The sequence below is a fragment of the Micromonospora sp. NPDC006431 genome, from assembly GCF_042870725.1.
GTDB lineage: Bacteria > Actinomycetota > Actinomycetes > Mycobacteriales > Micromonosporaceae > Micromonospora.
Window position 1 is genome coordinate 103,837 of the sequence record NZ_JBIAHQ010000003.1, and the last position, 12,789, is coordinate 116,625.

Consider the following 12,789-nt stretch of genomic DNA (forward strand, 5'->3'; position numbering starts at 1 on the left):
CCGGTTTCGGGTCGCTCCCCGATGACGACAGCGGCCCCCGCTCATAGCGTCACTGTCGAAGCACGACGGTGCTGACGCTACGTTCGAGGAGAACTCCCCCATGGATTCGCAACAGAGCCTGTACGTCAACTCGCAGCAGTCGGTGGACTCGTCCCAGACGCTGCACGACTTCGTGCTCAACCTGCTCACCGACCCGGACGCCCGGTCGGCCTTCGACCTCGACCCGGAGGGTGCGCTGCAGGCCGCGGGGCTCACCGACGTCACCGCCGCCGACGTGCAGGACGTGGTGCCGCTGGTGGTCGACTACGCCGCCCCCGGGGCGGGCCTCGCGCCGCTGGCCCCGGTGGCCGGGCAGCTCGGGCTCGACCCGCTGGCGAGCGACGCCACCGATGTGGTCGGCCAGCTCGCGGCCGCGCCGCAGCAGATCAGCGTCAACAGCACGTACGCCGGGGTGGACGTCTCGGCCGGTGCGCTGGGCGCCATCGCGGTCGACCCGGCCGGCCTGTACGCCGGGGCGGCCGTGCTGCCGGGGATCGGACTGGGCGTCGGGCCGGGCGGCCTCGCGACCGACCTGACCGGGGCGCACGACGTCGCGCACACCCTCGACTCCGACGTGCTGGGCGCGGTGGACACCGCCGTCGACCCGGTCGTCGGGGACCTCGCCGGCACGGCGGGCGACCCGCTCGGCACCGCCACCGGCACCGGTGTGCTGTCCGGCGACGGCGCGCTCGGCGGCGACGGCGTGCTCGGCGGTGACCTGGGCGTCCTCTCCGGCACCCAGGCCCAGGTCAACGGCGTGGTCGGTTCGCTCGGCGTCGACCACACCCTGGGCGGCCTCGGCCTCGGTGACGGCGCGGGCGGGGTCGTCCCGCCGGTCCACGTGCCGGCCACCGTGGACGGCGTCACGCAGCAGGTGAACGGCACGCTGTCCGGCGTCACCGGCACGGTTAACGGGGTTTCCGGCACGGTCGGCGGTCTCACCGGCGGGGTGACCGGCGACTCCGGGGCCCACGGCAGCGCCACCGTCCACGGCGACGTGCACGCCTCCTCCGACGGCGGTCTGCTGGGCGGTCTGCTCTGACGGAGGGCCCCCGAACAGCAGCGGAAGGCCGGCTCGCCGGCCTTCCGCTCCTGTGCTGGTTCGGGCCCCTCTTGATAATTGAGCCGAAATCAGCACACTTGGTGCGGTGATCGCGGCGATCTGGCTGGACGTGCTCGACGAGATCGCCCGTACGTGCAGCGCACACGGGCGAGGTGACCTGCTCCAGACGGTGCGGCAGAAGCGGGTCCAACTGCTGGACCCCAGGTTGCGGGTGCTCATCATCGGCGAGTCGCACCAGGGCAAGAGCCAGCTGATCAACGCCATCATCAACGCGCCGGCCTGCCCGGTCGGCGACGGCCGCACCACCGTGCTGCCGACCGTGGTGCAGCACGCCGAGGTGCCGTCGGCCGCCGTGGTCCAGGCCCCGCCGGCGACCCCGGGCCGGTCCGCCGGCAGCGCGGTTCCGGTGACCACCGAGCGGATCCCGGTACCGCTGGACAAGGTCGCCGCGGGGGTTGCCGGCACGCTCGGCCGCCGGGCCGGCGGCGGTCCCGCGCATGTCGAGATCGGACTGCCCCGGGCCCTGCTCGGCACCGGACTGGTGCTGGTGGACACGCCGGGCACCGACGAGGTCGCCGCGCTCGGCGCGGCCGGCCCGACCGCCGCGCCGGCCTGGGCGGACACCGTTCTGCTGGTCTCCGATTCCACCCGGGAACTCTCGGCCGGCGAGCTGACCATGCTGCTGCACCTGGCCCGGTCGCACCCGAACGTGGTGGTGGTGCAGACCAAGACCGATCTCGTACCGGACTGGCGCGCGGTCGCCGAGCGCAACCGGCAGCACCTGGCCGACGCGGGTGTGCCGGCGCCGGTCATCCCGGTCTCGGCGGTCCTGCGGCTGCGTGCGGCCGTCGTCGACGACCGGGAGCTCAACGCCGAGTCCGGCTTCCCCGTGCTGATCGGCCGGTTGCAGCGGGACCTCGCCGGCAAGTCCGACCGACTGGCCCGGGCCGCGGTCGGCGTGGTGGCTCGGACCGTGGTGGAGCAGCTCGCCGCGCCGCTGCGGGCCGAGTTGGCGAGCCAGGAGGCCGAGGAGCAGTCCGGTCCGATCTCCCGCCTGCACGCGGCCCAGCGCGAGGTCGACGAGCTGCGCCGCTGCTCCATGAGGTGGCAGAACACGCTCGCCGACGAGATGGCCGACCTGCTCTCCGACATCGAGTACGACCTGCGCGACCGGACCCGGCAGATCCTGCGCCAGGTCGAGGAGGCGTTCGACGAGGCCGACCCGCTGGTCGGCTGGGACGCCTTCCAGGAGTGGCTGGAGCGCAGCCTGGTGGAGGCGGCGGAGGCGAACCACGAGTGGCTGGTCCAGCGCTGCGACTGGGCCGCCCGCCGGGTGGCCGACACCTTCGCCCGGTACGGCGGTGACGTGCTGCCGCCGTGGTCCCTGGCGACACCACCGGACCTCGCTGACCGGCTGCCGGAGATCGAACGGCCGCAGATCGACCGCTTCACCCCGAGCCAGAAGCTGATCACCGGCATGCGCGGCTCGTACGGCGGCCTGCTGATGGTCGGTCTCGCGACGACGCTGGCCGGGATGCCGATGATCAATCCGCTCTCGATCGGCGTCGGTGCCCTGTTCGGTGGCAAGAGCATCCACGACGAGAGTCGCCAGCTGCTCCGCCGCCGCCAGGCGACCGTCAAGACGGCGATCCAGCGGCACGTCGACGACTTCTTCGTCCGGGTGACCAAGGAGCGCCGGGACGGTACCCGGCAGGTGCAGCGGATGCTGCGGGATCACTTCAGTGCGCTCACCGAGGAACTGCAGGAGGCCATCATCCGGTCGTTCCGCAGCGCCAAGCAGGCCGCCGACACCGACGCGGCCGCCCGCGACCAGCGGCAGCGCGAGATCCGGCTGAAGATGACCCGGCTGGCCACGCTCTTCGAGCAGGCCCAGCAGTTGACCGGCGGGCGGCCCGCCCCGGCGTCGTTGGGGCCTCGGGCATGACCGTCGGGCTGCGGCTGGACGAGGCGGTGTGGGGGCTGCTGAACCAGGCCCTCCAGCTCTACGGTGGCGACCCGCGGGCGGTCGACCATCTCCGGCACCAGTTGGCCAGGCTGGAGGAACCGCTGCGGATCGCGGTCGTCGGCCCGTGGCGGTCCGGCAAGTCGACGCTGCTCAACGCGATCATGGGCGAGGAGGTCGCGCCGGTCGACGGGGTGGACGGCAGCACCGTCTTCACCTGGTACGAGGACGGACCGCAGCCGAGCGCCACCGCGTACTCGACCAGCCATCCGCCGCAGGAGCTGGCGATCGCCAAGTCGGCCACCGGGATGCGGGTGGACCTCGTCGGCTGGCGGGCGGGCGAGCTGCGGGACATCGTGGTGCAGTGGCCGACCCGGACTCTGCGCCAGGTGACGCTGATCGACACGCCGGCCACCGGCCTCGACGAGCAGGGCCGGGCGCCGGTGATGGAGCGCGTGCTGCGGGACGCGGACGCGGTGCTGTACCTGACCCGCGACGGCCGCGAGAGCGACCTGCGGGCGCTGGAGACCAGCCGGGAGAGTGCCGTCGGGCAGGCCGCCGCCGTGAACGTCGTGATGGTGCTGTCGCGGGTGGACGAGACCGGCGGCGGGCGGATCGACGGGCTGCTCACCGCCCGCCAGCTCGCCCGGCGGCAGCAGCGCGACCCGCGGGTGAACGCGCTCTGCGTGCAGGTCGTGCCGTGCAGCGGCCTGCTCGGCCTGGCCGGTCGGATCCTCAGCGAGTCGGACTACGCCGTGCTCGCGGCGCTGGCCCGGGTGGCTCGTCCGGAGCTGGACCCGCACCTGCTCTCCGCCGACCGCTTCGTCCGCGGCGAGCTGCCGATCCGGCTGGACCCGGGGGTACGCGCCGCGCTGCTGGACCGGCTCGGGCTCTTCGGGCTCCGGCTGGCCACCACGCTGGTCCGGACCGGCTGCGACAGCCGGGCGAAGCTCTCCGCCGAGCTGATCCGGCGTAGCGGCCTGACCGAGCTGCGCGAGTCGATGGCCCGCTCCCTCATCGACCGCCGGGACACGCTCAAGGCGCGCTCGGCGCTGGCAGCCGTGGAGGCGCTGCTGCGGGCCGAGCCCGTCCGGGGCGCGGACGAGCTGCTCGGCCGGGTCGAGCAGATCCTCGCCGGGGCGCACGAGTTCCGTGAGCTGCGCCTGCTCGCCGCGCTGCGCACCAACCGGCTCGGCTTCGACACCGAGCTGGCGGCCGAGGCGCAGCGGCTGGTCGGCGGCGACGGGATCGGGCTGGCGGCCCGGCTCGGCGTCGAGCACGACGCGACCGTGCAGCGGCTCTGGGAGGTCGCCGCCGAGGCGCAGTGGCGATGGCGGAAACGCGCGGAGGACCCGCTGCTACGACTGGGCCAGCGGCGCGGCGCTCAGGTCGTCGTCCGCAGCTGCGAGGGGATGATCGCCGAGTTGGCCGAGGGGGGCCGGTGACCGCCGGCGGCGCAGCAGGCTGACCGGGCGGACCCGCTCCAGCGGCAGGAAGCTGGTCATCGCCACCAGGTGCGGCGCGAACGAGATGGTGATCGTCGCGATGGTCACCAGGTGGAACGAGTAGAAGAAGCCGACCACGGCCAGCCGCCACCGCTCCGGCAGCACGAAGACCAGCGGGCTGAGCAGCTCGAAGGCGAGAATGCCGAACTGGGCGACGATCAGCAGGTGCGGCACCTGGGCGATCAGGTCGGCCAGGTCGGTGCCGCGTCGGATGATCGCCCGGGCCAGCACCGAGCCGGTCGCCCAGTCGAGGCCGCCGAAGCGGAACTTGGCCCAGGCGGCCAGGAAGTACGTGCAGATCACCGCGATCTGGGCGACCCGCAGCGCCCAGCCGCCCGCCTGGGTACGCGTGGGGTCGCCGTGCCGGGCCCGGCCGGCGGTGGGCAGGGCGGCCAGCGCGACGAGGAGCCCGAACCGGTCGTGGTCGACCTTGCCGTAGCTCATCGCCACGATCATCCACTCGAAGTAGAGGGCGAAGACCGTCCAGCCGAGCAGTCGCGGCGCCCGCCCGGTCGCGGCGAGCAGGGAGACCACCAGCAGCACCCAGAAGATCACGCCGACCAGGGCCGGGGTGGGGGTGGGCAGCGGGAGCAGCCGGCCGATCAGCAGCGGCTGGTAGAGGTCGCCGGGCACGTCGACCCGCGTACGTACCCAGGGGGTGAAGACGACCAGGTCGGCGGCGACGAAGAGGTAGACGAGGGTCCGGAAGGCGGCGACCCGGCCGCGCGGGACCGCCTCGGTCAGCCAGCGGGTCACGGGTTGGCCTGCCAGCGGACGGCGGTCTGGTCGGTCCAGCGGCCGGTCGGGCGGCCGCCCTGGATGTCGTACCAGCGGATCACGATGCGGACCTCGACCACCGCGGGGGCGGCCGGGTGCCGCTCGGCGTACGCGTCGGCGACCCGGCGCAGCAGGCTCGGGTCGGCGGCGTAGCGGTCCTGCTGGCCCTCGATCTCGGCGCGGCGGATGCCCGTGGCGTCCTGGCCGAGCGGGACCAGCGCGCCGGTGCGGTCGACCCCCTCGACCCGGGTGTCCGGGGCGGGTGCGTCCGGCGGGTCGGAGGTGGAGTACATCCGGAACGGCCCGAACGGGAAGTCGTCGTCGGTGCCCCGGACGGTGCCGGCGAGGAGCAGCGCCAACCCGAGCACGGTGGCGCCCAGCCGGACGGCGCGGCCGCGGGTGGTCAAGGTCTCCATCGGCTGGTCACGATACGGGACCGGACCCTCCCGGGGCCTCCGTCCGTCGTCCAGTCCTCGCTGGCCGTGTCGCTGCCTGCCGTACCGCGCTGGGGGCCGAGAGACGGCGAGGGCCGGGCCCCCAGAGCGGGGACCCGGCCGTCGCCGGAGTCAGCGGCGGGTCAGTGCTTGTGCTCGGCCATCTGCTTGCGGACCTCGTCCATGTCCAGCTTCTCGACCTGCTCGATCAGGTTCTCCAGGGCGGACTCCGGCAGCGCGCCCGGCTGGGCGAAGACGATCACGCCGTCCTTGATCGCCATCACCGTGGGGATCGAGCGGATGTTGAACTTGGCGCCGAGCTCCGGCTGCGCCTCGGTGTCGACCTTGCCGAAGACGATGCCCGGGTGCTTCTCGGACGAGCGCTCGTAGACGGGGGCGAAGCGCTTGCACGGACCGCACCAGTCTGCCCAGAAGTCGAGCAGGACGATGCCGTCGCTCTCGGTCACCTCGTCGAAGTTGGCCGTGGTCAGCTCAACCGTTGCCATTGCACTCTCCGATCAGCGCGGATTGCCTACGTCCGGTGGAACCAGGGCGGACGTCCTTCCATTCCCGTGACGTACGCGACGAAACGCAGCGCAGCGCCTCGGTGACCCTGGGGATATCGAACCGAATCTCTTCCATCGGCCGTGCGGATCGCAAGTGCACGTCGCATTTGCGTGACCACGCGTGATGGGAGCGCTTCCAAAGAGGTCGACCCGATCGGGCCTCGCTAATCAGCAATTTGCCGCTTGACAAGGACCTATCCGACGTGCAGAGATCGCTTCCGGAGCGTACGTCGGTCACGCACGGTGTTGTTACAAAAAGGTAAATGTGACGGCCGTCTCTGTTGGCGCGGCATTGCCGTACGGCAGAATCTTGGGCATCAGAGCGTGGGCGGCGGGTGCCGGGGAGGGCCCCGCCGCTCATTGCGTCTCCCCCCGGGCGAGGCCCGGTGTGACATTTCCTCGCCGCCAGCGCCCCTGTCGCCGCCTTAACAAGCGGTAAGGCATGCTGTGCCGAACTCCATCGCCGCCCGTCGAAGGGGACAAGGATGCAGTTCGGCCGCTACTACGAGGAGTTCGAGGTCGGTGCGGTCTACCGGCACTGGCCGGGCAAGACGGTCACCGAATACGACGACCACCTCTTCTGCCTGCTCACCATGAACCACCATCCGCTGCACCTGGACGCCCACTACGCGGAGTCGGCGACCCAGTTCAAGCGGAACGTGGTGGTCGGCAACTACATCTACTCGCTGCTGCTGGGCATGTCGGTGCCGGACGTCAGCGGCAAGGCGATCGCCAACCTGGAGATCGAGTCGCTGCGGCACGTCGCCCCGACCTTCCACGGCGACACCATCTACGGCGAGACCACGGTGCTGGACAAGCGGGAGTCCTCCTCGAAGCCGGATCGCGGCGTGGTCGCGGTGGAGACCCGGGGCTACAACCAGGACGGCACCCTGGTCTGCGTCTTCCGCCGCAAGGTCATGGTCCCCAAGAAGGAGTACGCGGCCGCCGCCGTGCCCGAGGGCGTCGATCCGGAGCGGCCCAGCTTCCCCGAGCCGCGCTGACCTGCCGACGTACGGCGCGAAGGACCCCTTTCCGATCCGTGGGGAAGGGGTCCTTTTCCCGTTCCGGGGCATATGCTGGCGCCGGAGGTCCCCCGATGAGCGAGCGCAGCGAGCGAATCATTTGGCTCACCGCGTCGGTGCCGCAGGGTGCCGCGGAGCGGAGCGGAGCAGCGGCATGAGGCCCTCCGTCGCCGGAGAGCCGCCCTCCTCCGGACGTCGGGTCGCCCCGCTGATCACCGCCGTCTACTCCACGGCGGAGTGGGACCTGTTGACCGACCTGCCGGGTCGGGTCCTCGTCGCCGCCGCCTCGCCCGGGCCCGGACGCCCGCCGCGCGGGGTCGCCGCCGGGCTCGCCGGCCTGGACGCCGTGGCCGCCGGCCGGGCCTTCGACAGCGACCTGGTCCGGGCCGTGGTCTCCGCGATCTACGCGCGCCACGACGGCGCCGCCGACTGCGACCAACGCCTCACCGACCTGGTCGACCTGCTCGCCGCCTGCCGGGCCGCGGTCCGGGTGCTTCGGCGGCGCGCCGATCCCGCCGACGGGGCGGCCTACCGGCAGTGGGTGGAGTCCGTCGCGGCCCGGGTCTGCCGGGCCGGGGACGCCGGGGCGAGTCCCGCCGACCGGCGCTTCCTCGACCGGCTCGCCGGCGCGCTCGACCTGCGCTGACCGGGGTCACCGGCGGTGCCGCCGGTCCGGGCCGTACGCTCTGGAAACCGTGACCGACGACCAGCTCGACGTGGGTGTGGGGCCGTGGCCCGGCGACCCGCCGGACGACCCGCGGTACGACCCGGAGCTGCTCGCCGAGGGCGACCGTCGCAACGTGGTGGACCGCTACCGCTACTGGCGGCGGGAGGCCGTGGTGGCCGACCTGGACCGGCGCCGGCACGACTTCCACGTGGCCATCGAGAACTGGCAGCACGACTTCAACATCGGCACGGTGGTCCGCAACGCCAACGCCTTCCTCGCCGCCGAGGTGCACATCGTCGGGCGGCGGCGGTGGAACCGGCGCGGGGCCATGGTGACCGACCGCTACCAGCACGTCCGGCACCACCGGACGATCGACGAGTTCGTCGGGTGGGCGGCGGCGCAGCGCCTGCCGGTGGTCGGCATCGACAACCTGCCCGGCTCGAAGCCGCTGGAGACCAGCACCCTGCCGCGCCGCTGCGTCCTCCTCTTCGGCCAGGAGGGACCGGGGTTGTCCGACGTCGCCCGTGCCGCCTGCGACCAGCTCTTCTCCATCGCCCAGTACGGCTCGACCCGGTCGATCAACGCCGGAGTGGCCAGCGGCATCGCCATGCACGCGTGGATCCGCTCGTACGCCGGACCACCGCCGGACTGACCGGTTTCCCGGATCCCGCCGCTCCGCTTGACGCCCCGCCGCCCTGGGGTGACGGTGGGAACGTGAGTGTCGCGGTGAGTTGTCCGAGGTGCGCGGGCCCGGTCCGGGAGCCGGACCTGATGCACGGTGAGTCCCGGTGCCTGCGCTGCGGTCCCGTGCCGCCGCTGCACGTTCCCGAGCGCATCGGCGCCGGGATCCTGACCAGCGTGGTGGAGCGGGTGGCCGCCGACGGTGAGTCGACCGACCGGCGGGGGGTGCCGCTGTGGTGCCCGTGGCCGCTGCCCGCCGGGTGGACGTTGACCGGGGTGGCCTGGGCGGGGGACGACCGGAGCGGGGTGCGTGCCACGGCGGTGGCCTGCGCCGGACCGGCTCCCCTCGACGGTGGACCGGCCGACCTGCTCTTCGTGGCCGAGGAGCCGGGCGTCGGGCTCGGGTCCCGGTTCGCCGGGCTGCCCGGTCCCGATCCGGGGCCGCAGGTCGCGGAGGCGCTCACGGACCCCGGCCCGGGCCACCCCGAACGCGTGCCGCACGCCAAGATCCGGGTGGGCGGCCACCCCACTCCACTGTGGCTCGTGAATTCCCCCACGGATCGAAGTGCGTACGCCGGCGAGGCTCGGGGAATGTGGCTGCATGCGATAGCCTGGCCGGCGAGTGCGGGTCACCTCCTCGCGGAAGAAGTCGTGCTGCGCGACCTCACCGAGTGGACTCCGCCCGAACTCGTGTACGGCGCACCATCCCCGTACCTGCACGGGCGGGCCTGACCGGCCAGCACGGACGGGTCGGGGAACGTACGCAGATATTCACTGTACGACACCATACTGATACTCTGGGTGCCACTGCGGTAAACCCGGCGCCGCGCGAGAGGATGGCCCGCCATGGTCAAGAAGGTCCTCACCTGGGCCGGCATCGCATTCTTGATCTTCTTCGTTGCCTACCGGCCGAACTCCGCCGCCGACGTCTTCAAGTCCCTCGGCGGCGGCATCATGGACATCGCCCAGGGCTTCGGCGACTTCTTCACCAGCCTGGTCGCCTAGCCACCGATGGGAAGCCCCTCCGGTCCGCCCTTCGACCCCGACGACCCCGATCGGGAGCGCCGGGAACGCGACACTGAGCCCATCCCCCGAATCGACCCCGACGACGGTCCCGGCTTCGCCGCAGGGGCCGGCTACGGCGAGGGTCCCTCCCTTTCGGAGGACGCCGCCTTCGGTGACGGCCCCGGCTACGCCGGCGAAGGCCGCTCCGGCCGCGCCTGGATCCGCGACCCCGAGGGTGGCTACCAGCCGCCCCCGATCAGCGAGGAGGAGCTGGCCGGCCTGCGGGGCGACGCCTCCGGCGGGGCACCCCGCCGGGTGCTGCCGCTGGAGGACGAGCCGAGCCCGCTGGCCGCGCGCTACCTGTTCCCCACCGAGCGGTTCCGGGGCGAGTGGAAGCGGCACTGGGTCTACATCGCCAAGCCGCTGATCATCGGCATCCTGGCCACCTTCATCCTCGGCTACCTCTCCGGCTTCCTCGCCGGGCGGCAGACCGGCGCGCTGACCACCGTCGCCGTGCTGCTCTGGTTCCTCGTGATCGGCTGGGTCGCCTGGCAGGTCGCCGAATGGTGGTACAACCGCTTCATCCTGACCAACAAACGGGTGATGGTGGTGGACGGCATCGTCACCCGGCGGGTGGCCATGATGCCGCTGGTCCGGGTGACCGACATGAAGTACGAGCAGTCCCCGGCCGGCCGGGCGCTCAACTACGGCACCTTCGTGCTGGAGTCGGCCGGTCAGGAGCAGGCGCTCCGTGAGATCAAGAGCCTGCCCAACCCGAACGAGCTCTACCTGCGCGTCGTCGAGGAGATGTACGAGCCGCAGGCCGTCGAGGCCCGGTTGGGCAAGGAGGCGGACGAGGCCAAGGCCGACGACGGCGCCTGAAACTTTTCGTCCGAACATCGGATGAACTGCACACCATTTGCCGTCGACCCGGCACCCCGACACGTGGCAACCTGCCAGGCAGGACGGGGGCGCGGAGGTGAGCGTGGCGAGCAGGGACCCGCTGGAGGAGGAGTTCCGCGAGTTCGTCGCGGCCCGCTCCGGCGCTCTGCTGCGCACCGCGTACCTGCTGACCGGGGACTGGGCGACGGCCGAGGACCTGCTCCAGACCGCGCTGACCAAGACGTACCTGGCCTGGAAGCGGCTCGGCGGGATCGAGGCCATCGAGCCGTACGCCCGCCGGGTCATGGTCAACACCTCGACGAGCTGGTGGCGGCGCCGGTGGCACGGTGAGCGCCCGACCGAGGTGCTGCCCGAACGGGCCGGGGTCGACGAGATCGAGCAGCAGCTCGACCGGGACGCGCTCTGGCGGCACCTCCAGGCGCTGCCGGCCCGGCAGCGGGCCGTGCTGGTGCTGCGCTTCTACGAGGACATGTCCGAGGCGCAGACCGCCGCACTGCTGGAGATCTCGCCGGGCACCGTGAAGAGCCAGACCTCCCGCGCGTTGAACACCCTGCGCCGCCGGCTGGGCTCCGAGGCGGCCCTGGGCCTGCCCGCCGAGCCGGCGGAGGCCGCACCGGCCCGGCCCGCGCCGCGTACCGCCGCCGCGCCGGTGCAGCCGTCGCCGCCGGTCGAACCACCGGCGGCCAGCCGCCCGCCGGTGGTCCGGCCGACCCCGCTCACCGGCGGCCCGGCCGCCGTCCGCCGTGCCGCCACCGTCCCGATGGAGACCCGATGAGCGAGCGATCCATCAGGCGCAGCGCGGTGGCGCCGCACGGCGCTGCCCAGCGCGGCGAGGAAAAGTCATGAGCAGTACGCCGAACTCCTGCGACAACCGGACGGGCGGCCTGGAGCGTTCATTCCCCGTGAGCGAGGACGAGCTGGAGCGGGCGCTGCGGGAGACGTTCACCCGTCGCGCCGAGACGCCGCGCCCGCTCGCCGCCGATCCGGCCGGGTTGGCCATCCGGCGGGCCCGCCGGACCGGCCGGCGCCGCGCGCTGACCGGCCTCGCCCTGGCCGGGATGGCCACGGTGCTGGTCACCACCGGCATGGCCCAGCTCGGCGGGCCGGCCGGCCAGGGGACCACCCCCACCGTGGTGCTCGGCGACCCGCGCGGCTTCACGCCCTCCCCGCTTTCCACCGCGTCCACCGCCGCGCCGGCCCCGCCGGATCCGGTCCGCGCCGAACTGGACCTGCTCATCGGCTCCTGGCTGCACACCAGCGGGGGCGAGCGCCGCGAGCTGACCGGCATGGGCCCGATCGAACGGGCGCAACGCGTCCCCGACTACGGCGGCTGGCTGATCACCTCGGCGGCCACCGCGGCCGGCCGTACCCTCTGGTGGGTGCCGCCCAACGGCAGCCCGCCGCAGGTGCTGCTGGCCGGCGCGGACGCCGTCGCGGTCGCGGTGGACGGGCGGCAGGTGGCCTGGCGCGACGGCGCCGAACTCCGCGCCGCCGGCCTGGTCGGTGGCCAACTCGTCGCGACCACCGGGGCCGCGGCCCCGGACGGGGCGGTGCCGGTCGGCTTCGCCGGCGACGCGGTCCTGATCCGGCAGCCCGGCACGGGCGGATTCAACGTCTGGCGCCGGGCGGCGGGCGGCGTGCCGGGCACCGCGAACCGGGACGTGCTGAACGTCTACGGCGCGCTGCCCGACGGCCGGGTGGTCGGGCAGGTCTCCGCCGGTACGCCCCGACGCCCCTGCCTGGCCCTGCTCGACCCGGCCCGCCCCCTCAGCACCGTCCGCACCGGCTGCGGGCCGGCACTCGCCACCGACGGCCTCGGCGGGGTCTCCGCCGACGGGCGGTGGCTGCTGGTGAACGGCGCGCGGAAGAACGCCCTCCTGGTCGACCTGAACACCCTGGGCGCGACCATGTCGGCCCGCCCGGCCGGGCCGGCGGTGGCCGGTGCGGTGGCGTGGAGCCGTGCCGGGGTGGCCCTGCACGTCGACGCCGCCGGCCAACTGGTCCGGGTACGCCCGGACCGGGTGCTGGCCGGCGAGCGCCCCACCGGGTTGCCGGTCGACGGGGTCGCCGCGGGCGAGCGCCCGGTGGTGGTGGCCGACACCCGCTCCTGACCGGCGCACCGCCGCGGCGGCGGGCGGCGTGGTCGGGCGGTAGCGTCGGCGGG

At 73.4% G+C, this 12,789-nt stretch carries 14 protein-coding genes; 11 read left to right on the plus strand and 3 right to left on the minus strand.

Going from position 1 to position 12,789, the window contains the following annotated elements; translation table 11 throughout:
* Window positions 1–100 precede the first annotated feature (100 nt).
* The 3 genes from ACFYM6_RS06845 (at window position 101) to ACFYM6_RS06855 (ending at window position 4,510) form a co-directional block, all read left to right on the plus strand.
* Entirely contained in the window at window positions 101–1,081 is a 981-nt protein-coding gene (locus tag ACFYM6_RS06845; RefSeq protein WP_387273004.1) for an IniB N-terminal domain-containing protein, read from the plus strand.
* Window positions 1,082–1,187: 106 nt separating this feature from the next.
* A complete protein-coding gene (locus ACFYM6_RS06850) occupies window positions 1,188–3,047 on the plus strand; it encodes a dynamin family protein (protein ID WP_387273006.1) in 1,860 nt (619 codons plus the stop codon).
* On the plus strand, window positions 3,044–4,510 hold the full coding sequence (locus ACFYM6_RS06855) for a dynamin family protein (protein WP_387273008.1): 1,467 nt from the start codon (window positions 3,044–3,046) through the stop codon (window positions 4,508–4,510). The genes ACFYM6_RS06850 and ACFYM6_RS06855 overlap by 4 nt, the downstream gene beginning before the upstream one ends.
* On the opposite strand, the gene ACFYM6_RS06860 is transcribed toward ACFYM6_RS06855, so the two are convergent.
* The 3 genes from ACFYM6_RS06860 to trxA form a co-directional block, all read right to left on the minus strand.
* Window positions 4,424–5,326, minus strand: coding sequence for an MFS transporter permease (locus tag ACFYM6_RS06860; RefSeq protein WP_387273010.1), 903 nt, complete (start codon window positions 5,324–5,326; stop codon window positions 4,424–4,426). The two genes, ACFYM6_RS06855 and ACFYM6_RS06860, sit on opposite strands and share 87 nt — an antisense overlap.
* Window positions 5,323–5,763, minus strand: coding sequence for a hypothetical protein (locus ACFYM6_RS06865; RefSeq protein WP_387273012.1), 441 nt, complete (start codon window positions 5,761–5,763; stop codon window positions 5,323–5,325). Before ACFYM6_RS06865 ends, ACFYM6_RS06860 begins: the two co-directional genes overlap by 4 nt.
* Window positions 5,764–5,924: 161 nt before the next feature.
* Window positions 5,925–6,287: a thioredoxin gene (gene trxA / locus ACFYM6_RS06870; protein WP_387273014.1), complete on the minus strand. Its 363-nt coding sequence runs from the start codon at window positions 6,285–6,287 to the stop codon at window positions 5,925–5,927.
* A 545-nt stretch (window positions 6,288–6,832) separates the two neighbouring features.
* Between trxA and ACFYM6_RS06875 the strand changes: the two genes are divergently transcribed.
* The 8 genes from ACFYM6_RS06875 (at window position 6,833) to ACFYM6_RS06910 (ending at window position 12,736) form a co-directional block, all read left to right on the plus strand.
* Window positions 6,833–7,348 (plus strand): MaoC family dehydratase, encoded by a 516-nt coding sequence (locus ACFYM6_RS06875; RefSeq protein WP_073840021.1) that lies wholly within the window; start codon window positions 6,833–6,835, stop codon window positions 7,346–7,348.
* 175 nt (window positions 7,349–7,523) lie between these two features.
* The gene (locus ACFYM6_RS06880) at window positions 7,524–8,015 is read left to right on the plus strand and encodes a hypothetical protein (RefSeq protein ID WP_387273016.1); all 492 of its coding nucleotides are present in this window, start codon (window positions 7,524–7,526) and stop codon (window positions 8,013–8,015) included.
* 49 nt (window positions 8,016–8,064) lie between these two features.
* Window positions 8,065–8,688: a TrmH family RNA methyltransferase gene (locus tag ACFYM6_RS06885; protein ID WP_387273018.1), complete on the plus strand. Its 624-nt coding sequence runs from the start codon at window positions 8,065–8,067 to the stop codon at window positions 8,686–8,688.
* A 74-nt stretch (window positions 8,689–8,762) separates the two neighbouring features.
* Window positions 8,763–9,449, plus strand: a complete 687-nt coding sequence (locus ACFYM6_RS06890; protein ID WP_357437882.1) for a DUF6758 family protein — start codon at window positions 8,763–8,765, stop codon at window positions 9,447–9,449.
* A gap of 114 nt (window positions 9,450–9,563) precedes the next feature.
* Entirely contained in the window at window positions 9,564–9,722 is a 159-nt protein-coding gene (locus ACFYM6_RS06895; protein WP_007455302.1) for a hypothetical protein, read from the plus strand.
* Window positions 9,723–9,728: 6 nt separating this feature from the next.
* A complete protein-coding gene (locus ACFYM6_RS06900) occupies window positions 9,729–10,604 on the plus strand; it encodes a PH domain-containing protein (protein WP_387273020.1) in 876 nt (291 codons plus the stop codon).
* A 103-nt stretch (window positions 10,605–10,707) separates the two neighbouring features.
* Window positions 10,708–11,400 (plus strand): SigE family RNA polymerase sigma factor, encoded by a 693-nt coding sequence (locus tag ACFYM6_RS06905; protein WP_387273022.1) that lies wholly within the window; start codon window positions 10,708–10,710, stop codon window positions 11,398–11,400.
* Between the two features lie 67 nt (window positions 11,401–11,467).
* A complete protein-coding gene (locus ACFYM6_RS06910; RefSeq protein WP_387273024.1) occupies window positions 11,468–12,736 on the plus strand; it encodes a hypothetical protein in 1,269 nt (422 codons plus the stop codon).
* Window positions 12,737–12,789: the final 53 nt, after the last annotated feature.